The organism is Azospirillum palustre, from assembly GCF_002573965.1.
Classification (GTDB): Bacteria; Pseudomonadota; Alphaproteobacteria; order Azospirillales; family Azospirillaceae; genus Azospirillum; species Azospirillum palustre.
The window spans coordinates 47,777-69,934 of record NZ_PDKW01000038.1 but is presented as its reverse complement, the minus strand read 5'-3'; the positions used below and the strand labels follow the sequence as shown (position 1 = coordinate 69,934).

Here is a 22,158-nt window from a genome sequence, read left to right as displayed (position 1 = left end):
TCGCCATAACGCGCCACCGGGCAGAAATCCGGAGCGGTCCGGGTCTCTTCACACCCCGCTGTCGATCAGGTCGGTTCGGCCGATCCGCCGCAGCGAGACCTGAACACGGGCGTTGTGCTCGCGGATCTCGCGCAGGGTCTGCAAGGTGAATTCCACATGGCCCTCGGCCGCCGCACTCGCAGCATCCGCGTCGCCGTCCAGCACCGCATTGGCGATGGCCAGATGCTGTTGCAGCAGCAGCTCGCGCACGCCCGGCCGGGAATAGAGGTCCGTGCGGTTGTAGAACACGTCGTTGCGCAGCAGGTCGGACAGCGTCCGCATGATGTGCAGCATGACGACATTGTGCGCCGCCTCGTAGATCGCCAGATGCAGGTCGGCGTCCGAATCCGCCTCTTCCGAACTGTCGTCCTTGCCGTGGGCGGCCTGCATCCGGGCGACGATGGTGCGGATGCCGTCGCGGTCGAGGTCGGTCGCCCGCTGGGCCGCCAGCCCGGCGGCGGCCGCTTCGATGGAGCGGCGGAACTCCAGATAGTCGAAGGACGCGTCCGGCTTGTTGCGCATCAGCGTCATCAGCGGATCGGCGATCTGCGACAGGAAGCTGGCGACATGGGTGCCGCCGCGCCCGCTGACCAGCAGGCCGCGCTCCTCCAGCTTGGCGATGGCGTCGCGCAGCGACGGGCGCGACACGTCCAGCTTCACCGCCAGCTCGCGCTCGGCCAGCAGCTTTTCCCCCGGACGCAGCGCACCTTCCAGGATCAGCCGTTCCAGATGCTCGGCAATGGCGTCGGCCAGCTTGGCCGGTTTGATCGTCCCCTGCATTGGGTGGGCGGCCTCTCCCTGTGCGTCCCGATCCTCTTCAATAGCGATGGACGGAACAGGCGTCCAGAGCGGTGGCGACCGGCGAGGTCGCACCCCCCCTACCAAAGTTGGTCGGCTGACAAACGATTCAGCCATTGCACAGTCTGGTAAAATATTTTATCCAACACTCACCGTATGGATAAGAGATGTCCAACGCCGCGGACTGGCAAGGGGTTTTCCCCAAACCGGCCGGGGCGGAAAGTGCATCCACACAGTACCGGGACAGGACGGACCAGCACCCGCAAGGGCGCATCCGCACCGCGAGCATCGGGGCCGCAAGACCCCGGCGGCGGTGAACGCCTCCGCTTTGCCGAACATCCGGCCTTCCTCCCGCGCCGTCCTCCAGGCGCGGGCAGGCAGGATGCGTGCAAAATCGGCCCTCCTTCTCCCGGGACACCGTTCGGACCGACATCACTCCCCGAGAAGGAGACCCCTGACGATGAACTGGTCGCAAGTCTACGACCCGATGAACAACATCTGGCTGTCGACGCTGTTCGCGTCGCTGCCGGTCCTGGTGATGCTGGGCGGTCTCGGCATCTTCCACATGAAGGCGCACCGCGCGGCCTTGGCTGGCCTGGCGACGGCGCTGGCGGTGGCCGTCGCCGTATTCGGCATGCCGGTGGCGATGGCGGGAAAGACCGCGCTGCTGGGTGCGGCTTACGGTCTGCTGCCGATCGGCTGGATCGTCGTCAACATCATCTTCCTCTATCACCTGACCGAGCAGCGCGGGCAGTTCAAGATCCTGCAGGAGAGCATCACCGGCATCACCAACGACCGCCGGCTCCAGCTCCTGCTGATCGCTTTCTGCTTCGGCGCCTTCTTCGAGGGGGCCGCCGGCTTCGGCACGCCGGTCGCCGTCACCGGCGCCATGCTGATCGGGCTGGGCTTCACCCCGCTGGCCGCCTCGGGCCTGTCGCTGATCGCCAACACCGCCCCGGTCGCCTATGGCGCGCTCGGCACGCCGGTGCTGGCGCTGGCTGCGGTCACCGGCCTGCCGCTCTTGGACCTGTCGGCGATGATCGGCCGGCAGCTGCCCTTCTTCTCGGTCCTGGTGCCGTTCTGGCTGATCGTCGCCTTCGCCGGCTGGCGCGGCATGATCCAGATCTGGCCGGCCATCCTGGTCGCCGGCGTCTCCTTCGCCGTCCCGCAGTACTTCGTGTCGAACTATCACGGCCCCTGGCTGGTCGACGTCGCCGCCGCCATCGTCTCGCTGGTCTCGGTCACCCTGTTCCTGAAGGTCTGGCACCCGAAGGCGATCTGGCACACCGCCGGCGGGGCCTCCGCCCTGACGCAGGGTGTCGGCGCCGCCGTGGTCCAGGGCGAGGCCCGCCGCGACCATGGCTACAGCGCCGCGGAAGTCCGCCGCGCCTGGATGCCCTGGGCGATCCTCAGCGTTCTGGTCTTCCTGTGGGGTATCCCCGAGGTCAAGGCCTTCCTCGACGGCGTGTCGATCTTCAAGTTCCCGATCGACGGCCTGCACAACATGGTGATGCGCGTTCCCCCGGTGGTGGCCAAGGCCCATCCGGAGGCCGCCGTCTACACCCTGAACTGGCTGTCGGCCACCGGCACCGGCATCTTCATCGCCGCCGTCATCTCCGGCTTCCTGATGGGCTATTCGCCGGTCGAGATGGTGAAGACCTACGGCCGCACCCTCTACGCCATCCGCAACTCGCTGCTGACCATCTCGGCGATGCTGGCGCTCGGCTACACCACCCGCTACTCCGGCCTCGACACCACGCTGGGCCTTGCCTTCGCCAACTCCGGCTTCCTCTACCCGTTCTTCGGCACCTTCCTGGGCTGGCTCGGCGTGGCGCTGACCGGGTCGGACACGGCGTCCAACGTGCTGTTCGGCAGCTTGCAGAAGGTGTCGTCGGAACAGCTCGGCCTGCCGCCGACGCTGATGGCCGCCGCCAACAGCTCGGGCGGCGTGATGGGCAAGATGATCGACGCCCAGAGCATCGTCGTCGCCGCCGTCGCCACCAAGTGGCATGGGCATGAGGGCAAGATCCTGCGCTTCGTCATCTGGCACTCGCTGGCGCTGACCGCGCTGGTCGGCCTGCTGGTGATGGCGCAGGCCTATCTCTGGCCCTTCACCGCCATGGTCATCGGCCGCTAAGCGGCCTGTGGTGATCGGCCGCTAAAGCCGATCCCTCCACCTCCACGTCCTCCTTCCCCCAAGCAGGAGCCGCCGCCAATGCTGCCCGCCCCTTACGACCGTGTGCTGGCCGAGCTTCAGTCCGTCATCCCGCAGGCGAGGCTGGTCACCGACCCGCTGCGCACGCTGGCCTACGGCACCGACGCCAGCTTCTACCGGCTGATCCCGAAGATCGTGGCGCTGGTGGAAACGGAAGAGGAGGTGGTGCGGCTGCTGCGCATCACCCGCGGGCACGGCGTGCCGGTGACCTTCCGCGCCGCCGGCACCAGCCTGTCGGGCCAGGCGGTCAGCGACAGCGTGCTGGTGGTGCTGGGGGACGGCTGGCGGGGCTGCACCATCGGTCCGGCCGCGGCCACCGTCACCCTGCAACCCGGCGTGATCGGGGCGGAGGCCAACCGCCGCCTCGCCCCGCTGGGCCGCAAGATCGGTCCCGATCCGGCCTCCATCGCCACGGCGAAGATCGGCGGCATCGCCGCCAACAACGCCAGCGGCATGTGCTGCGGCACCGCGCAGAACAGCTACCGCACGCTGGAGTCGATGCGGCTGGTGCTGGCCGACGGCACGGTGCTGGACAGCGCCGACCCGGCCAGCCGCAGCCGCTTCCGCGACAGCCATGGCCCATTGCTCGACCGGCTGGCGGCGCTGGGTTCCCGCACCCGCGCTGACGAGGCGCTGGCGACCCGAATCCGCGACAAGTTCCGCATCAAGAACACCACCGGCTACAGCCTGAACGCCCTGGTGGATTACGAGGACCCGGTCGACATCCTCCAGCACCTGATGATCGGGTCGGAAGGCACGCTGGGCTTCATCTCCGCCATCACGCTGCGCACCGTGCCGGAGCATCCGCACAAGGCCAGCGCGCTCCTGTTCTTCCCCGACATCGCCGAGGCCTGCCGCGCGGTGGCCCTGCTGAAGGCCGCCCCGGTCGACGCCGCCGAGCTGATGGACCGCGCCTCGCTCCGCTCCATCCAGGACAAGCCGGGCATGCCGCCGCAGATCCGCGGCTTCGGTTCCGAGGTGGCGGCCGTGCTGGTGGAAACCCGCGCCGAGAGCGCCGCGGCGCTGGACTCCAACGTGGCGGAGATCGCCGCGGTGCTGGCCGGCTGCGTCACCATCGGCGATACGGGCTTCACCACCGATGCCAAGGCCTGCGAAGGCTTCTGGAAAATCCGCAAGGGCCTGTTCCCGGCGGTCGGCGCCATCCGCCAGACCGGCACCACCGTCATCATCGAGGACGTCGCCTTCCCGCTGCCCCGACTGGCCGACGCGACGCGCGAGCTGCAGGCGCTGTTCGAGCGCCATGGCTACCGCGAGGCGATCATCTTCGGCCACGCGCTGGAAGGGAACCTGCACTTCGTCTTCACCCAGGCCTTCGACACCCAGGCGGAGATCGACCGCTACCGCCGCTTCATGGACGATGTCGCCGAGCTGGTGGTCACCCGTTACGACGGCTCGTTGAAGGCGGAGCACGGCACCGGCCGCAACATGGCTCCCTTCGTCGAGATGGAATGGGGTCCGCAGGCCTATGGGCTGATGAAGGAGATCAAGGATCTCTTCGACCCCGACGGGCTGCTGAACCCGGGCGTCATCCTGAACGGCGACCCGCAGGCCCACCTGAAGAACCTCAAGCCGCTGCCGCCGGCCGACCCGCTGGTCGACACCTGCATCGAATGCGGATTCTGTGAGCCGACCTGCCCGTCCCATCGCTTCACCCTGTCGCCGCGCCAGCGCATCGTCGGCCGGCGCGAACTGGCGCGGCTGGAAGCCGCCGGTGACGATGCCGTGCGCCTGGCCGAGATCGCCGCCGCCTACGACTACCAGGGCATCGACACCTGCGCCGCCTGCGGCCTGTGCGCGACCGCCTGTCCGGTGGGGATCGAGACCGGGCTTCTGATCAAATCCATGCGTGGCGAGCGCCGTGGCGCCGTGGCCCGCAAGGCGGGGGCTCTGGTCGCCGACCATATGGAAGGGACGCTGGGCCTTGCCCGCACCGGCCTGCGTCTGGCCGATTTCGCCCGCCGCACGGTCGGACATGGGGTCGCCGAAGCCGCGGCCCACATGCTGACCGGCGGCGCCCTGCCCTCGCTGCCGCTCAGCCTGCCGACCGCTGCGACCTTCTCGCCGAAGGCGGAGACCGTCGTCAGGGACGACGACGTGCCGACGGTGGTTTACGCCCCCAGCTGCGTCAGCCGGACCATGGGTCCTGCCGCCGGCGATCCGCAGCAGCGCCCGCTGCCCGAGGTCGTCGAATCGGTGATGCGCAAGGCCGGCTTCCGCATCCTCTATCCGGAAGCGGCGGACGGCCAGTGCTGCGGCATGCCGCTGGAAAGCAAGGGGCTGATCGAGGCCGCCGACGCCAAGGCCGACGCCATGCTGGCCGCCCTGTCGAAGGCGAGCCGGGGCGGTCGGTATCCGGTGGTGATGGACACCAGCCCCTGCGCCCTGCGGCTGAAGAGGCGGTTGACCGACGCGGGGCTGCGCATCCTCGACGTGGCGGAGTTCCTCGGCGAGTTCGCCCTGCCCCGCCTGGACATCGCCAAGACGGCGGAGCCGGTGATGCTGCACCTGACCTGCTCGACCCGCCGCATGGGGTTGGACGGCACGCTGACCGCGGTGGCAAAGGCCTGCGCCGAGACGGTGGTCGTTCCGCCGGATGTCGGCTGCTGCGGCTTCGCCGGCGACAAGGGCTTCACCACGCCGGAACTGAACGCCCATGCGCTTCGCCACCTGCCGGCCACGGTGCCGGAAGGCTGCGCGTCGGGCTACTCCACCAGCCGCACCTGCGAGATCGGCCTGTCCGACAAGGCGGGCGTTCCCTACCGGTCCATCGTCTATCTGGTCGATGCCTGTGGCACCGCGAAGGCCGAGGCGACGGCACGGGTGGCGGAACCGGCCTTCTGAACGACGCCCGCCGACACGACTATTCCTGAGGAAGCGCCCGATGTCCGCGATCCCCAAACCCACCCGCGTCTATTACTTCGGCACCTGCCTCGTCGACCTGTTCTTTCCCGATGCCGGGATGGCGGGGATCGAGCTGCTGCAGTCGCAGGGCCTGACCGTCGTCTTTCCGCAGGGACAAAGCTGCTGCGGCCAGCCCGCCTACAATTCCGGCTACCGCGCCGACGCGCTGAAGGTCGCCCGCGCCCAGTTGGACCTGTTCCCCGGCGACGATCCCATCGTGGTGCCGTCGGGCTCCTGCGCCGGCATGATGAAGAAGCATTGGCCCGACCTGTTCCACGGCGAGCCGGACGAGGCCAAGGCGGTGCAGGTTGCGGCCCGCGTCTGGGAACTGACGCAGTTCCTGGTCCATGTCCTCGACGTGCAGCTCACCGACAAGGGGGAGCCGGTGCGCGTCACCTGGCACGCCTCCTGCCATGCCCAGCGCGAAATGGGCGTGGTCGAAGAGCCGAAGGCGCTGCTGCGCCAGCTTGCCAATGTCGAGCTGGTGGAGCTGAAGCGGGAAAAGGAATGCTGCGGTTTCGGCGGCACCTTCGCCGTGCGCCATCCGGAGATCTCCGCCGCGATGGTCGGCGACAAGGTGGCGGACATCGAGGACACCGGCGCATCCCGCGTGGTGTCGGGTGACTGCGGCTGCCTGCTGAACATCGGCGGCGCGCTGGAAGCCGGAACCAAGGCCGCGCGCGGCCAGCACATCGCCCAGTTCCTGAAGGAGCGCATCCATGGACGGTAACGCACCGGATTTCGCCGCCGCCTCGCACGCGGCGCTGGCCGATCCGCAGCTGCGCGGCAATTTCCGCCGCGCGATGGACGGGCTGATGAGCAAGCGCGCCGCCCAGTTCGCCGATGCCGGCGAATGGACCGGTGTTCGCGCGCTGGCCGCCTCGGTCCGGCTGCGCGCGCTGTCGAAGCTGCCGGAACTGCTGGAAAAGCTGGAGGAGACCTGCACCCGCAACGGCATCACCGTCCATTGGGCCGCCACGACGGATGAGGCCAACGCCATCGCGCTCGACATCCTGCACAAGACCAACGCCAAGCTGGTGGTCAAGGGCAAGTCGATGGTGACGGAGGAGATGCACCTGAACGCCGTTCTGGAAAAGGACGGTATCGAGGTTCTCGAAAGCGACCTCGGCGAATACATCGTGCAGCTGGACGGCACCATGCCGTCGCACATCATCATGCCGGCGATCCACCTGAACACCAAACAGATCGCCCATCTGTTCAAGCGCAAGATCAAGGACGCCGAGAGCCGCGAGGATGCGGCCTATCTGACCGACCTCGCCCGCCGGGTTCTGCGCGCCAAGTTCCAGGCCGCCGATGTCGGCATGTCCGGGGTCAACGCCGCGGTGGCGGAAACCGGCACCCTCTGCCTGATCGAGAATGAGGGCAACGGCCGCATGTGCACCACGGTGCCGCCGGTCCACATCGCCTTCATGGGTCTGGAGAAGGTGGTGGAAAAGCTGGAGGACGTGCCGCCGGTCATCAGCCTGCTGCCGCGCTCCGCCACCGGCCAGCCGATCACCACCTACGTCAACATGATCTCCGGCCCCCGCAAGGATGGTGAGAAGGACGGCCCGCGCGAGGTGCATCTGGTCATCCTCGACAACGGGCGGTCCAACATCTACGCAGACCCGGAACTGCGCGACACGCTGCGCTGCATCCGCTGCGGCGCCTGCATGAACCATTGCCCGGTCTACACCAAGGTCGGCGGCCATGCCTATGAGGCGCCCTATCCCGGCCCCATCGGCAAAATCCTGGTGCCGCAGATCGAGGGGCTGGAGAAGCGCGGCGCCATGCCCCACGCCTGCACCATGTGCAACGCCTGCGTCGAGATCTGCCCGGTGAAGATCCCCATCGTCGAGATCATGGGGCGCCTGCGGGTCGAGGCGGTGAAGCCCAGCGGTGCGGTGAAGGGCGGCGGCGCCAAGGCCAGCCGGACGGAAGCGATGGCGTGGAGCGGCTGGGCGGCGATGAACGCCTCGCCAACCGCCTACCGCGTCGCCACGCTGGCGATGAGCAAGCTCGGCAATGCGGCGCCGTCGTCACTGCCGATGCTGAAAGAGTGGACGAACGTCCGCACCAAGCCGCGCTTCGCCGGCCGCACCCTGCACGACCTCGCCCGCGCCAAGGGGGTTCCCGATGTCTGACGCCCGCAACTCGATCCTGACGAAGCTGCGCAAGACGCGCGACGCCCATCCGCTGACCCCGCCGGCCTCGGATTTCGCGCCGATCGAAGCGAAGCAGTGGGCGGAGGAGGAGCGGCTGCCCCGCATCCGCCGCCTGATGGAGGCGGTGCATACCGAGTTCCTCGACGCGGCCGAGGCCGATTGGCCGGCGGTGCTGCACGAGTTCCTGGCGCGCGAGGGGGTGGGGTCGCTGGTCTACGCGCCGGAGACTGAGGAGGGGAAGCGGCTGGTCGAGGGGTGGGGCGCAGGTTCCACCGCCCTCATCCCCTACGACCGCCCATTCGAAGACCTCAAGCCCCAGCTGTTCGACTCCATCGAAGCCGGCCTGACCACCACCCGCGGCGCCATCGCCGAGACGGGCAGCCTGATCCTGTGGCCGACGGCCGACGAACCGCGCACCCTCTCGCTGGTCCCGCACATCCACATCGCGCTGCTGCGTGCGGACGCCCTCTACGACACCTTCCTGCAGGCGATGCGCGAGCAGGGATGGGCGCAGGCGATGCCGACCAACGTGCTGCTGGTGTCCGGTCCCAGCAAGACCGCCGACATCGAGCAGACGCTGGCCTACGGCGTTCATGGGCCGAAGCGGCTGGTCGTCCTGGTGGTCCATCCGTGACGGCCCGTCCGAGCGCGGAGCCGGCGGCCCGGCTCTACGAGGCGATCCTGCATCTCAGGCGCCTCGGCCACCGGGTGGAGAAATGCGAAGGGCGGCGCGGGCGACACCGGCTGGATGGGGCCGAGATCGCCGACGCCGCCCTTCTTGAGCTGGCGATGACCCGCGTCCGCCGTGCGGCGCGGGTCACATATTCAAATCAGGCCGGCCCAGGTCAGGCGGGGCGGACGGCCGCCGGGCGCGAGACCGCCACCGACGGCTTGCGGCCGTAGCGGTCGACGCTGAGGCCTTCCATGTCGATCTCGGTCTGACGGCCGCTGACCACGTCGGCCAGCACGCGGGCGGAGCCGGCGGACATCGTCCAGCCCAGCGTGCCGTGGCCGGTGTTGAGGTACAGGTTGCGGACATTGGTCGCCCCCAGGATCGGCGTGCCGTCCGGGGTGTTCGGGCGCAGGCCGGTCCAGAACTCCGCCTTCGACAGGTCGCCGCCATTCGGGAACAGGTCGCTGACCACATGGTCCAGCGGGCCGCGGCGGCTCTCGCGCAGGCTGAGGTCGAAGCCAGACAGTTCCGCCGTGCCGCCGACGCGGATGCGGTCGCCCAGGCGGGTGACGGCGATCTTGTGCGTCTCGTCCATCACCGTCGATTCCGGGGCATGGGCGGCGTTGGTGATCGGCAGGGTCAGCGAATAGCCCTTCACCGGATAGACCGGCAGGTCGATGCCCAGCGGCTTCACCAGCTTGGGCGAATAGCTGCCCATGGCGACGATGTAGCTGTCGGCGGTGAGCGTGCCCTGGTCGGTCAGCACGCCGGTGATCTTGCGACCGTCGCTCTCCAGCCCGCGGATGGAGACGCCGTAGCGGAACTCCACCCCGCGCTTGGCGGCATAGTCGGCCAGCTTGCTGGTGAACTGGAAGCAGTCGCCGGTCTCGTCGCCCGGCAGGTGCAGCGCGCCGACCAGCTTGTCCTTCACATGGGCCAGAGCCGGCTCGACCGAGGTCAGGCCGTCGCGGTCGAACAGGCTGTAGGGAACGCCGTAGCGCTCCAGCACCGCCATGTCGTAGCCGGCGGCGTCCATCTGCTTCTGGGTGCGGAAGACCTGGAGCGTGCCCTGGGTGCGCTCGTCATAGGTGATGCCGGTCTCGGCGCGGAGCGCCTTCAGGCAGTCGCGGCTGTATTCGGCGACGCGGACCATGCGGCTCTTGTTCAGCTGGTAGCTCGCCTCGTTGGCGTTGGCCAGCAGCTTCAGGCACCAGGACCACATCGCCGGATCCAGCTTCGGCCGGATCACCAGCGGCGAATGCTTCATCATCATCCACTTGGCGGCCTTCAGCATCAGCCCCGGCGCCGCCCAGGGAGCGGAATAGCCCGGCGACACCTCGCCCGCGTTGGCGTAGCTGGTCTCCAGCGCCGGACCGGCCTGACGGTCGATCACGGTCACCTCATGCCCGGCGCGCGCCAGATAATAGGCGGTGGTGACACCGATGACGCCGCTGCCCAGAACGATCACGCGCATGAGACTGGCTCCCCCTAGGGATGGATGACTTCGCTTGGGTGAATGTTTCGCAAACACCGTGCCAGTCCGGGAAATGGCGGATTTGCTGCAATGCGGGCGGAGCGGCGGGTGAGCTGGTGTATGCGCATGTTTACAGAGAGGCGTCGTTTCTGGACTGAAGTGTTGAGGATCAACGGTTTGAAACGGTGTAAAGATTTTGATACGGCGTAACGATATGTGTACAGTGATTGCTGGTTGTCCCCACTGCCAACGCCAAGCTCATGCGCATCGAAGTCACCTTCACCGACCGTGTCGGCATCGCCCATGAGATCCTCGCCGTGCTGGCGTTGCGCCGGCTCAATGTGGTCGGTGTCGAGGTCGACCCGCCGCTGATCCACATCGACGCCCCCGGCCTCGATCCGGCGGCCCTGCCTGCCCTCTCCGATGCGCTGCGCGGCATTGTCGGGGTGCGGTCGGTGGCGGCCATCGACATGCTGCCCGGGACGCGGCGCCGGCTGCATCTGGATGCCCTGCTCGCCGCCCTGCCCGATCCGGTGCTGGCGGTCGACCGTACGGCCCGCGTCGTGGTGGCGAGCGCCGCCGCCGCCCAGGTCGCCGGACTGCCGGAGGTGCGCCTCGCCGGCCTCGATCTCGGCGAGCTGTTCGGCGAACCCGGCCTGACGGACGAGCTGACCGCGGGCGGTTTCCGCATGTCGGGGCGCGAGGTGACGCTGAACGGCCAGCCCTTCCTGCTGGAAGTCACTCCCATCGTCGATGTCGAGGCGGCGGGCGCCGTCATCACCCTGTTTACCCCGTCGCGCCTTGGCGAGCGGCTGGACGCCATCCAGAATTTCGACGAGGGCGGCTTCGACCGCATCCTCGGCGAATCGCCGCCGATCCGGGCGCTGAAGGCACGCGCCGCACGCGTCGCCGCGATGGAGGCGCCGCTGCTGATCCTGGGCGAGACCGGCACCGGCAAGGAGCTGATCGCCCACGCCTGCCACCGCGCCAGCCCGCGCCGGGACAAACCCTTCCTGGCGCTGAACTGCGCCGCCGTGCCGGAGAATCTGGCGGAGAGCGAACTGTTCGGCTACGCCCCCGGGTCCTTCACCGGGGCGCAGCGCGGCGGCAAGCCCGGCCTGCTGGAACTGGCCCATGGCGGCACCGTCTTCCTCGACGAGATCGGCGAGATGTCGGCCTATCTCCAGGCCAAGCTGCTGCGTTTCCTCAATGACGGCAGCTTCCGCCGGGTGGGCGGCGAGCGTGAGCAGAAGGTGGATGTCCGCGTCATCAGCGCCACCCACCGCTCGCTGGAGGCGATGGTCGCGGACCACAGCTTCCGCGAGGATCTGTTCTACCGCCTCAACGTGCTGACTCTGGATGTGCCGCCCTTGCGGGAGCGCGGCCAGGACATCCTGCTGCTCGCCCGCCATTTCATCGCGCGCGCCGCGGCTCAGGCCCGCCGCCCGCCCGGCCGGCTGACCCCGGTGGCGGCGGCGGCGCTGCTCGCCAACCGCTGGCCCGGCAATGTGCGGCAGTTGGAGAACGTCATCTTCCGTGCCGTGACGATGAGCGACGGCGGCACACTGGACGCCGCCGATCTCGAACTCGCCGGCGCCGGCATGCAGGCGGCCGAAGTGCCGGCGGAGGATGCCGGCAGCTGGGAGGATGCGGTGGACGGGTTCGAGCGGACGCTGCTGCGCCGGCTCTACCCGCGCTTTCCGTCCAGCCGCAAGCTGGCGGCGCGGCTGAACACCTCCCACACCATGATCGCCAACAAACTGCGGAAATACGGCATCCCGGAGCGGTGAAGAGCGACGCCCCGATCCGGATCAGTGGCCCTTGGCCGGGGCCGCGTGCTTTTCGGCGGCGGGTTTCGCAGCAGCCGGCTTTTCCGGGGCTTTCTCGGCAGGCTTCTCGGCAGCGGGCGGCTCCAGACCGGGAGGCGGACCGCCAAAGGTGATCGTCACCTCGGTCACCGGGCCGGGATCGGGCTGGCTGTGGTGGAATCCCGCCGCGGCACCGGGGCCGAGCGTTTCGGCGGACTGCTCGATGGCCCAGCTTTGCAGCAGCTTGTGCTCCGGTCCGAAGGTGTTGACGCGCAGCGGCGGCAGTGTGCGCTCGGTATCGGTCGTGTTGGCGACCTCCCCCTCCAACAGCAGGACGGTCTTCCCGCCTTCGAGCTTCTGTTCCGAGCGGATGTTGCGCAGTTCCAGCCCGAATCCCGGCGGTTCGGCCGGCATGCCGACGGCATCGAAGAGCAATGCCGCGGGCGGCCAACCGCGGACGATGGCGTCGCGGGCGAAATAGGCGCCGGCAGCGGACCCGGCGACCAGCAGCCCCAACACCGCAAAGCCGATCACCGTGCTGCGGGCCGGCTTGGCGCGCAGGGCCTTCGGTGACTTGGTCTTGGATTTTTCGGCGGATTTCCCGGCGGCCTTCGCTGCGGGCTTTGCCGGCCGCAGTTCGGTCAGAGCATCGGGAACGACCGGCTCAAGCTCCGCCCGGTCGGGCATCTGCCACCAGGTATGACCGCAGCGGGCGCAGCGAACCTTCCGGCCATCCTGCCCGAGCGATTCGTCGGACAGGGTATAGCGCGTCGAACAGGTCGGACAGGAAACGATCATCGCGCCGTCGCAGAGAGGTTACCACTTGCCTTATAGATAGGAGTGGCGCGCGGCGCAACCGGCACCCGCGGGGTGGTGCCGGTCATCCATCTGCATGTGGCCTCAGCGCATGCGCCTGCCCCCTCCGACCCGTGACGAAGCCAGGGGAGGGAGGGAAGCAAAAGCGTCTTACATGCCGCCCGGATAATTCGGCCCCCCACCGCCTTCCGGCACGACCCAGTTGATGTTCTGGGTGGGATCCTTGATGTCGCAGGTCTTGCAGTGCACGCAGTTCTGCGCGTTGATCTGCAACCGCGGATCGCTGCCGTCGTCGTTTCGGACGATCTCGTACACGCCGGCCGGGCAGTAACGCTGTTCCGGCGCGTCGTAGAGCGCCAGATTGACGCTGATCGGGACCGACTTGTCCTTCAGCGTCAGGTGCGGCGGCTGGTCTTCCTCATGGTTGGTGTTGGAGAGGTAGACCGAGGACAGGCGGTCGAAGCTGACCTTGCCGTCCGGCTTGGGGTAGGCGATCTTCGGCGCCTCGCTGGCCTTCACCAGGGTGGTGTGGTCGGCATGGTGCTTCAGCGTCCAGGGCGACTTGCCCTTCAGCCCCGTCTCGTAGGCGGCGTTCGCCAGACCGGCCCACAGGCCCTTCTGGAAGCCCGGACGGATGTTGCGGACGGCGTACAGTTCCGGCCAGACCCAGGACTGCTTCAGACGCTCCGGATAGGCGATGACCTCCGGACCGTTGTCGGCACCGCCGGTCAGGTGGTCGAACACCGCCTCGGCCGCAACCATGCCCGACTTCATGGCGGTGTGGTTGCCCTTGATCTTCGGCACGTTCAGGAAGCCGGCGCCGTCGCCGATGAGGAGGCCGCCGGGGAAGGTCAGCTTCGGGATCGACTGGAAACCGCCTTCCGACAGCGCGCGGGCGCCATAGGACAGACGCCGGCCGCCTTCGAAGGTCGGGCGGATCGCCGGGTGGGTCTTGTAGCGCTGGAACTCCTCGAACGGGCTCATGTGGGGGTTCCAGTAGTCGAGGCCGACGACGAAGCCGACCGACACCAGGTTCCCTTCCATGTGATACAGCCACGACCCGCCATAGGTCTTGGGGTCCATCGGCCAGCCGATGGTGTGGACGATCAGGCCCGGCTTCGACTGGGAGGGATCGACCTCCCACAGCTCCTTGATGCCGATGCCGTATGTCTGCGGCTGGCAGTCGCGGCGCAGGTCGAACTTCTCGAACAGGGTCTTGGTCAGCGACCCGCGGCAGCCCTCGGCGAAGATGGTCTGCTTGGCGTGCAGTTCCATGCCGGGCGTGTAGTTGCCGGTCTTCTCGCCGTCCTTGCCGATGCCCATGTCGCCGGTGGCGACACCCTTCACCGCGCCCTTGTCGTCATACAGCACTTCCGCGGCGGCGAAGCCGGGATAGATCTCGACCCCAAGCTCTTCCGCCTGCGTCGCCATCCAGCGGGCCAGATTGCCCAGGCTGATGATGTAGTTGCCGTGGTTGTTCATCTGCGGCGGGGCGAAGGGCGACTTGTAGGCCTTCGTTTCCGTCAGGAACAGGAAATGGTCTTCGCGCGCCTTGGTGGTGAGGGGGGCGCCCTTTTCCTTCCAGTCCGGGACCAGCTCGTCCAGCGCATGCGGTTCGAAGACGGCGCCGGACAGCAGGTGGGCACCCACCTCCGACCCCTTCTCGATCACGCAGACGCTGAGTTCCTGCCCGGTCTCGGCCGCGCGCTGCCGCAGACGGATCGCGGCGCTCAGGCCCGACGGGCCAGCGCCGACGATCAGAACATCGTATTCCATGACCTCGCGCGGTTCGCGTTCCATCACCACACTCCCCCACCGTCTTGTTTTGGTACTGTTTCCCTCGGGACGCCCTATGGTCTTTTTGCGGGCGCGTGCTTGTAGCACGGTTTGCGCCGCACCCAAATTGGGTATCTGGACATGTAAGACCACACGATCTGTGGTAAGGTCAAACGATGATTGACGTATGCGACATCCTCGACGCGCTGCGCTGGCATGCCGATATCGGCTGCGACGAGGCCATCGGCGACGAGCCGACCGACTGGGCCGCCCTGACCGCCCGGCCGGTGGCGCGCGCACCGTCCGCCGGCGCGGCCGCGGCCGGTGGCGCCGCTTTCGGCCCCGCTGCGGGGCCCAATGCGGCGCGCAGTTCCACCCCGACTCGGGCGCCGGCCCCGGCGGCAGCGCGTCCGGCAACCACCCTCTTCGCCTCGCCCGACCAGCCGCTGGGCGCCAGCGAGGCCGGAATCCAGGCCCGTGCCCGCGCCGGAGACGCGCAGACGCTGGAGGCGCTGGAGGCGGCCCTGCGCAGCTTCGACGGCTGCCCGCTGAAGGCGACGGCGATGAACACCGTCTTCGCCGACGGCAACCCGCAGGCGCGGGTGATGCTGATCGGCGAGGCGCCGGGCGAGGACGAGGACCGGCAGGGCAAGCCTTTCGTCGGGGTCAGCGGCAAGCTGCTGGACCGCATGCTGGCCCAGATCGGCCTGGACCGCAGCGCTGTCTACATCTCCAACATCCTGCCCTGGCGCCCGCCCGGCAACCGCAGCCCGACCCAGGCGGAAATCGCCGCCTGCCTGCCCTTCCTGGAGCGGCATGTGGAGCTGGTGCGGCCGAAGCTGCTGGTGGCGCTGGGCGGGGTTTCAGCCAAGACCCTGCTGAACCGGGCGGAGGGAATCACCCGCCTGCGCGGACAGTGGCGGACCTACGAGGTCGCGGGAACTCCCGTTCCGCTGATGCCCATGCTCCATCCGGCGTACCTCCTGCGCAACCCCATCGCAAAACGGGAAGCGTGGCGGGACATGCTTGCGTTGCAGCAAAAGATCGCCGAAGAAGGGATCAAGTAATCGAAAGAGAAAATGGGATGTCACAGAGCCGCCGAAATCGTTCGTATGATTGCGATCGCCGCGCAGCACAAATGTGGTCAGGCCATGCCGAAAGGCATTTTCCCAACGGGCTAGAGCCTTTTTCCCATCTTTGTTAAAGCGTTGTAACATCTGGCGAATACCGGGGCCGACACATTCCGAGCGAATCCGTTGCTTGCGGTTCGCGCCGACGTGAGGTATCCCAAAGCCATGCTCCGGATATTTTGCAGTGCAGCATACCGGGTCGCGAGCGCGGCCCCGCTGCGGCGGAACCTTCTGGGGGTGCTGGGTCTCACGGTGGCTTACACCCTGGGACCCGACGGTGCGGTCGGGTTCCGGCCCGCTTGCGCCGCCCTCATCATCCACGCGCCGGACGGTCACGCCGTCGTCCCGCCCGGCGGGGATTCCGTGCCTGACCCCGCCAGCCCCGTTTTCGCCGACGCGCCAATCGATCCTGCGCCGCTCGATCCAGCGATAGGGCTCCCCGAAACCGCCACCCCCGATTCCCCCACCCCTGATTCCTCGACTGCCGATTCCGCGGCATCCGGCAACCCGACCGCCGGGACGGCGCCATCCGCCGTCATGGACGACTCCCCCGCTTCCGCCGGCGCGCCGCTGCTGCTGGCGTCCGACGAGACGGCCCGCACCGTCCAGCTGGACGAGGTGGATGCCGCCCGCTACCGCCGCATCTTCGCAGCCCAGGAACGGGCCGAGTGGGATGCCGCAGATGCCGAGATGGCGAAGCTGAAGGACCGCCGGCTGATCGGCTATGTCCTGCGCCAGCGCTATCTCCACCCCGACCGCCGCGCCGGCTACGAGGAACTCGCCCGCTGGATGCAGGATTACGGCGACCTTGCCGGGGCGGAGCGGATCTACACTCTGGCCCAGAAACGCCAGCCCGCCGGCCAGCGGGCGCCGAAGCCGCCGCGGGGCGAGGATCGTGTCCGCCTCGTCGGGTCGCTGGAGCGGCTGGGCGGCCTGCGCACCGTCGCCAGCAACGAGGAGGAGGACGACGACAGCGTCACCGTCGCCCCGCGCAGCCGCACCGTGTCCCGTGCCCGCAGCGACCGTGCGGCGGTGGCCCGGGTGGAAGAGCTGCTGCGCTCCGGCCGCACCAACAGCGCGCTGAGCCTGCTGGGCCAGGACGAGTTCGGCGGCAAGCTCGACACCGTGCAGTACGACGCCGCCCGTGCCCGCATCGCGACATCCCTCTATTATGCCGGCGAGACGGCCCAGGCACTGACGCTCGCCTCGGCCAGTGCCGCGCGGTCGGGCGACATGCTGCCGGAAGCGCATTGGATCGCCGGTCTGGCGGCATGGCGGCTGAAGCAGACCGACCGTGCCGCCCGCCATTTCACCGGCATGGCCGCCGCCGGCCCTCGCAATCCCTGGAAGGCCGCCGCGGCCGATTACTGGGCGGCCCGCGCGCTGGCCCGCAAGCCCGGCAAGGAAAAGGAAGCGGCGGAGCATCTGGCCGCCGCCGCCCGCTATCCCCACACCTTCTATGGCCTGATCGCCCTGCAGACGCTGGGCAGCCTGGGCGACGTGCGCTGGCAGGCACCGGATCTGACCGGGCGGCAACTGGCGGCGGTGGCGGCCAAGCCGGCAGGATCCCGTGCCATCGCCCTGCTCCAGGCCGGTCAGCGCGAACTGGCGGGGCTAGAGCTGCAACGCATCGACCCGCAGGGCGAGCCGCTGATCGAACAGGCGATGGTCGCGCTGACCGACCGCGCCGGGGTGGCCTCGCTGGCGCTGCGGCTCGGCAATGCGGTCGCCGGTCCGGACGGCGCCCCCTATGCCGCCGCACTCTACCCGCTGCCCCATTGGACGCCGCGCGACGGCTTCGCGGTCGACCGTGCACTAGTCTTCGCGGTGATGCGGCAGGAATCGCGCTTCGACCCGCGGCTGGTCAGCTCCGCCGGAGCGACGGGGCTGATGCAGATCCTGCCAAGCACCGCCCAGCATGTGCGGGAGCGCAACGCCGACATCGGCAGCGACGACGCCAACCGCGACGCCCTGTTCGATCCGTCCCGCAACATGGAGCTTGGCCAGCGCTACCTGTCGGAACTGCTGGGCATGCCGGAGATCGACGGCAACATGTTCCTGGCGACGGCCGCCTACAATGCCGGGCCGGGCACGCTGGCGCGCTGGCGACGGGATCTGAGCGACATCACCGATCCGCTGCTGTTCATCGAAAGCCTTTCCTTCGGCGAGACGCGCGACTATGTGGAGAAGGTGATGGCGAATTTCTGGATCTACCAGCTTCGGCTGGGCCAGGAGACCGCCTCGCTCACCGCCGTCGCCGACGGGAAATGGCCGGCCTATGTTCCCATGGACGGCCGTCCGCCTCAGGTCGCCGCCCGTCCAGACCCGCAGCCTGCGGCGAAGGCGGCTTCACCGGCTGCCGATTTGCCTGTCGCGGCGGCCCCGGACCCGGTGGAAACGGCGCCAATGGGACCGATCCCAGCGGGAACGGTGCCGGTTGAAACGGTTGCTGAGCGGGGAGAGGCCAGCCCGATACCCTGACCGCCGGCGCCCATGTCGGGCTCCGGCCCGACATGAGGACACGCCTGCCGCCATGCCGAAGATCGACGAGAGCCGCCCCTTCCTTCCCGTGAACATCGCCGTGGTGACGGTGTCCGACACCCGCAGCGCCGCCGACGACCGCTCCGGCGATGCGCTGGCGGAGCGGATCGCCGGGGCCGGCCACCGGGTCGCCGCCCGCACCATCGTCCGGGACGACATCGCCGCGATCCGCGCCCAGGTGCAGTCCTTCATCGCCGATCCGCAGGTCGACGTGGTCCTGACCACCGGCGGCACCGGCGTCACCGGCCGCGATGTGACGCCCGAGGCTGTCGAGGCCCTGTATGAGAAGGCGATCCCCGGCTTCGGCGAGCTGTTCCGCTATCTCAGCTATGCCAAGGTCGGCACCTCCACCATCCAGAGCCGGGCGACCGGCGGCGTCGCCAACGGCACCTACATCTTCGCGCTGCCCGGATCGCCCAGCGCCTGCCGCGACGCCTGGGACGACATCCTGGTCTGGCAGCTCGACAACCGCCATCGCCCCTGCAATCTGGTCGAGCTGATGCCCCGCCTGCGCGAGCACATGGCGTGAGCGAACCCTTGGGCTTTGCGATGGAGGCGCTGCACGCCGCCCTGATCCGGCTGCCGCGCCTTGCCGATCTCTCCCCCGACGCGCTGGAGCCGATGCCGCTGAAGGGCGTCGCCCACGACCATGTCCGCCTGCGCGGCCGGCGGCTGGTCGCCCGCATCCCGCGCTGGAGCCAGCTCGGACTCGATGCCTGGACCGCACTGGACCGGCAGGCCGCCGCCTTCCGGCGGGCAGAGATGTCGGGCCACACCCCGCGCTTCGCCGGCCTGCTGCCGCCCGGCGAGGGGCTGCCGCTGGGCGCCCTGGTGGTGGGCGAGGTCGAGGGGCGGACGCCCGTCCTGCCCGGCGACATGCCGGCCATCGCTCGCGCGCTGGCGGCATTGCACCGCATGGCGCCGCCGGACTTCTACGAGCCGCTGCCCGCCCCGCCCGATCCGGTCGCCGCATTGCTGGCCCAGGTCGAACGGCAGGCGGCGTGGTTCGACAATGCCCCCCTGTCGACCGAGGCCCGCGTCCTGATCGCAGAGGAGCTTGCCGCCGCCCACGTCGGCGACCTCTTACCGCCGCCCGAAACGCCGATGCCGCTGACCGCGGTCGGGGTTGATGTGCATCCCGGCAATTTCCTGATCGACGGCCACGGCAAGGCTTGGTTCACCGACCTGGAGAAGCTGCAATACGGCCATCCGGCCAGCGACCTTGCCCATGCCAGCCTCTATACCTCGACCAGATGGGACCCGGCGGTGAATGCGGAACTGGCCCCGGAGGACATCGACGCCTTCGTCGCAGCCTGGGCGATGGCGGTGCCGGGCGACCTCGCCGACGAGGTGCTGCCCTGGCTGAAGCCACTGCGCCGGCTGACCTGGCTGCGCACCCTGTCCTGGATGGCCCGCTGGTCGGTGGAAGGCGCCAGCCTGTCGCCGGGCATGCCGGAAGACTTGCGCGCCCATATGGACGCCCACGCCACCGACATCCTGCGGCCGGAGCGGATCGAGCAGGTGCGGCGGGAGTGGCGTTAGCAGCCGCGAAAAGGGGAAGCGCGCGAAAGTCTCTTGCCCGCGCCCTGCCGAAGATGATGGGATACCGACTCGGAAAACGAGGTGACGAGAGCATGACGAGGTTCCGACGCCGGTTGCTGCCGGTCTCCCTGGCCATCCTGATGTCCGGGACCACCCTGACGCCCGCCCTCGCCGCCGGTCCCGGTGTAGACCGGGGCGCGGATGGCGGTGGATCGGCCACCGGCAGCTATCTGGCCGGCCGCTATGCCCAGCACCAGGACGATTGGACCGCGGCGGCGCGCTTCACCGCGCAGGCGCTGGCCGCCGACCCGGACGACCCCGCCCTGCTGGGCCGCACCTTCCTGCTGCGGCTGGGCGAGGGGCGGATCGAAGCGGCGATCGACCATGCCAACCGGCTGCTCAACGGCCAGGGCGAGCCGCAGATGGCGCTGACCCTGCTGGCCGCCGATGCGCTGGCCAAGGGCAAGCTGGACGAAGCCGACGGCTATGCCGCCCGGCTGCCGTCCGACGGGATCGGCCGCTTCCTGACGCCGCTGACCCGCGCGTGGCTGGTGACTGCCCGCGGCAAGACGGACGAGGCGCTGGCCGCCCTGCAGCCGCTGTCCGACGTCAAGGGTTTCGAGGCGCTTTACAACCTACATGCCGCGCTGATCCTCGATCTTGCCGGCCGCAACGACGAAGCGGCGGCCCGCTACGCCAAGGTGACGGACACCGATGCGCCGCTGCGGGTGGTGCAGATCGTCGGCAACTTCATGACGCGCACCGGCCGCAAGGACGAGGCGCGCAAGCTCTATCAGACCTTCCAGGGCAACAACCCCGACGGGCTGCTGGTGGAGCCGGCGCTGGCCGCCATGGCAAATGCGCCGTCGGAAGCCCGCCCGGTCCCCGATGCCCGGTCCGGTCTGGCGGAGGCGCTGTTCGACCTGGGCAGCGCGCTGCACCACGAGAATGCCGACGAGCCGGCCTTGCTGTTCGGCCGCATCGCCCTGCATCTGCGTGACGATCTGGCGCTGGCCCATCTGCTGATCGGCGATATCACCGCCTCGCGCGATCATCACGAGGAGGCGCTGGCCGCCTACAAGCGGCTGGAGACGGATCCGCTGCTGGGCTGGACCGCCCGCATGCGCGAGGCCGACAGCCTCGCCCGCATGGATCGCAACGACGAGGCCATCGCGATCCTCAAGGATCTCTCCGCCGAACGGCCGGAACGCACCGACGCGATCACCCGGCTCGGCGACATCTACCGCTACTCCAAGCGCTACGCCGAGGCGATCCCCGCCTACACCACGGCGCTGGAGCGGATCGGCACGCCGCAGGAGCGGCATTGGCCGCTGCTCTACGCCCGCGCGATGTGCTTCGAGAAAACCAAGCAGTGGCAGCAGGCCGAGGCCGACCTGCAGACCGCGCTGAAGCTGCGCCCGGACGAGCCGTCGCTGCTCAACTTCCTCGGCTACAGCTGGATCGACCGCGGTGAGAATCTGCCCAAGGCCAGGGCGATGGTGGAGCGCGCGGTGGAACTGCGCCCGCGCGACGGCTACATCGTCGACAGCCTGGGCTGGGCGCTCTACACGCTGGGCGATTACGAGGCGGCGGTCGCCAAGCTGGAACGCGCGGTCGAGTTGAAGCCGGGCGATCCGACCATCAACGACCATCTCGGCGATGCCTATTGGCGGGCCGGCCGCCGGAACGAAGCCCGCTTCCAGTGGATGCGCGCGCTGCGCAGCGCCGACGAGGAGACCGACAAGGGAGCCATCCAGGCCAAGCTCGACAAGGGCCTGCCCGACCAGAAAGCCGCGGCGAAGCAGTGAAGAAGCCCCTCTCTCCTTCGGGGGAGAGGGAATTGTCCCGCCTTATGCAAGCTGTCCCACATAGGGCTTGTACTGGCTGTCGGTCTGCTGGATGTGCTCCACGAACCAGTCCTTGAGCAGCAGGATCAGGTCCACGCGCAGCATGGTGGGGTTGTCGCCCTCGAAGTCGCGGGCCAGTTTCTCCACCTCGTCGGCGAAATAGCGGTGCGCGGCGAGATGGCCGTCCAGGTCGGGATAGCCGCAGCGCACCATCATCGCCTCCTCCCGCGCGAAATGGACGGCGACATAGTCGCGGAGGCTGGCGAGCAGGCTGGACAGCTCCTCGCGGTTGGCAGGGGTGATGCCGCTTTCCAGCAGGCCGTTGAACAGGTCGAGGAGCCGCCGATGCTCGTCGTCGAGCACGGGCACGCCGACGCTCATGGATTCGTCCCAGACGACATAGCTCATCGCA

The 22,158-nt window shown here is 68.8% G+C and carries 17 protein-coding genes; 12 read left to right on the top strand and 5 right to left on the bottom strand.

Going from position 1 to position 22,158, the window contains the following annotated elements; genetic code table 11:
• Window positions 1-48: 48 nt before the first annotated feature.
• Window positions 49-819 (bottom strand): FCD domain-containing protein, encoded by a 771-nt coding sequence (locus tag CRT60_RS04180; RefSeq protein ID WP_098735201.1) that lies wholly within the window; start codon window positions 817-819, stop codon window positions 49-51.
• A 478-nt stretch (window positions 820-1,297) separates the two neighbouring features.
• On the opposite strand from CRT60_RS04180, the gene CRT60_RS04175 reads away from it, so the two are divergent.
• From CRT60_RS04175 to CRT60_RS35485, 6 genes are all read left to right on the top strand, one after another.
• Complete coding sequence (locus tag CRT60_RS04175) at window positions 1,298-2,974, top strand: L-lactate permease (protein WP_098735200.1); 1,677 nt, start codon at window positions 1,298-1,300, stop codon at window positions 2,972-2,974.
• Window positions 2,975-3,052: 78 nt separating this feature from the next.
• Complete coding sequence (locus tag CRT60_RS04170) at window positions 3,053-5,914, top strand: FAD-binding and (Fe-S)-binding domain-containing protein (RefSeq protein WP_098735199.1); 2,862 nt, start codon at window positions 3,053-3,055, stop codon at window positions 5,912-5,914.
• 40 nt (window positions 5,915-5,954) lie between these two features.
• Entirely contained in the window at window positions 5,955-6,704 is a 750-nt protein-coding gene (locus CRT60_RS04165; protein ID WP_098735198.1) for a (Fe-S)-binding protein, read from the top strand.
• Entirely contained in the window at window positions 6,694-8,118 is a 1,425-nt protein-coding gene (locus tag CRT60_RS04160; protein ID WP_098735197.1) for a LutB/LldF family L-lactate oxidation iron-sulfur protein, read from the top strand. Before CRT60_RS04165 ends, CRT60_RS04160 begins: the two co-directional genes overlap by 11 nt.
• A complete protein-coding gene (locus CRT60_RS04155) occupies window positions 8,111-8,773 on the top strand; it encodes a LutC/YkgG family protein (protein ID WP_098735196.1) in 663 nt (220 codons plus the stop codon). The genes CRT60_RS04160 and CRT60_RS04155 overlap by 8 nt, the downstream gene beginning before the upstream one ends.
• A complete protein-coding gene (locus CRT60_RS35485) occupies window positions 8,770-9,042 on the top strand; it encodes a hypothetical protein (protein WP_143273083.1) in 273 nt (90 codons plus the stop codon). The genes CRT60_RS04155 and CRT60_RS35485 overlap by 4 nt, the downstream gene beginning before the upstream one ends.
• Here CRT60_RS35485 and CRT60_RS04150 read toward each other — a convergent pair.
• The gene (locus CRT60_RS04150) at window positions 8,985-10,286 is read right to left on the bottom strand and encodes a D-amino acid dehydrogenase (RefSeq protein ID WP_098735195.1); all 1,302 of its coding nucleotides are present in this window, start codon (window positions 10,284-10,286) and stop codon (window positions 8,985-8,987) included. The genes CRT60_RS35485 and CRT60_RS04150 overlap by 58 nt on opposite strands.
• Before the next feature lie 260 nt (window positions 10,287-10,546).
• Between CRT60_RS04150 and CRT60_RS04145 the strand changes: the two genes are divergently transcribed.
• A complete protein-coding gene (locus tag CRT60_RS04145) occupies window positions 10,547-12,076 on the top strand; it encodes a sigma 54-interacting transcriptional regulator (protein ID WP_098735559.1) in 1,530 nt (509 codons plus the stop codon).
• A 21-nt stretch (window positions 12,077-12,097) separates the two neighbouring features.
• Here CRT60_RS04145 and CRT60_RS04140 read toward each other — a convergent pair whose 3' ends face one another.
• Together CRT60_RS04140 and CRT60_RS04135 are read right to left on the bottom strand one after the other, a co-directional pair.
• Window positions 12,098-12,892 carry a zinc-ribbon domain-containing protein gene (locus tag CRT60_RS04140; RefSeq protein WP_098735194.1) on the bottom strand — a complete coding sequence of 265 codons (795 nt, stop codon included), beginning with the start codon at window positions 12,890-12,892 and terminating at the stop codon, window positions 12,098-12,100.
• Window positions 12,893-13,060: 168 nt separating this feature from the next.
• Window positions 13,061-14,710 (bottom strand): electron transfer flavoprotein-ubiquinone oxidoreductase, encoded by a 1,650-nt coding sequence (locus CRT60_RS04135; protein ID WP_098735193.1) that lies wholly within the window; start codon window positions 14,708-14,710, stop codon window positions 13,061-13,063.
• 152 nt (window positions 14,711-14,862) lie between these two features.
• On the opposite strand from CRT60_RS04135, the gene CRT60_RS04130 reads away from it, so the two are divergent.
• From CRT60_RS04130 to CRT60_RS04110, 5 genes are all read left to right on the top strand, one after another.
• Window positions 14,863-15,753, top strand: a complete 891-nt coding sequence (locus CRT60_RS04130; protein WP_098735192.1) for a uracil-DNA glycosylase — start codon at window positions 14,863-14,865, stop codon at window positions 15,751-15,753.
• 228 nt (window positions 15,754-15,981) lie between these two features.
• Window positions 15,982-18,297, top strand: coding sequence for a transglycosylase SLT domain-containing protein (locus CRT60_RS04125; RefSeq protein ID WP_098735191.1), 2,316 nt, complete (start codon window positions 15,982-15,984; stop codon window positions 18,295-18,297).
• Between the two features lie 52 nt (window positions 18,298-18,349).
• Window positions 18,350-18,886, top strand: a complete 537-nt coding sequence (moaB, locus tag CRT60_RS04120; protein WP_098735190.1) for a molybdenum cofactor biosynthesis protein B — start codon at window positions 18,350-18,352, stop codon at window positions 18,884-18,886.
• On the top strand, window positions 18,883-19,899 hold the full coding sequence (locus tag CRT60_RS04115; protein WP_244592256.1) for an aminoglycoside phosphotransferase family protein: 1,017 nt from the start codon (window positions 18,883-18,885) through the stop codon (window positions 19,897-19,899). The genes moaB and CRT60_RS04115 overlap by 4 nt, the downstream gene beginning before the upstream one ends.
• Window positions 19,900-19,991: 92 nt before the next feature.
• A complete protein-coding gene (locus CRT60_RS04110) occupies window positions 19,992-21,707 on the top strand; it encodes a tetratricopeptide repeat protein (RefSeq protein ID WP_098735188.1) in 1,716 nt (571 codons plus the stop codon).
• Between the two features lie 42 nt (window positions 21,708-21,749).
• Here CRT60_RS04110 and CRT60_RS04105 read toward each other — a convergent pair whose 3' ends face one another.
• The gene (locus CRT60_RS04105; RefSeq protein WP_098735187.1) at window positions 21,750-22,154 is read right to left on the bottom strand and encodes a bacteriohemerythrin; all 405 of its coding nucleotides are present in this window, start codon (window positions 22,152-22,154) and stop codon (window positions 21,750-21,752) included.
• Window positions 22,155-22,158 lie beyond the last annotated feature (4 nt).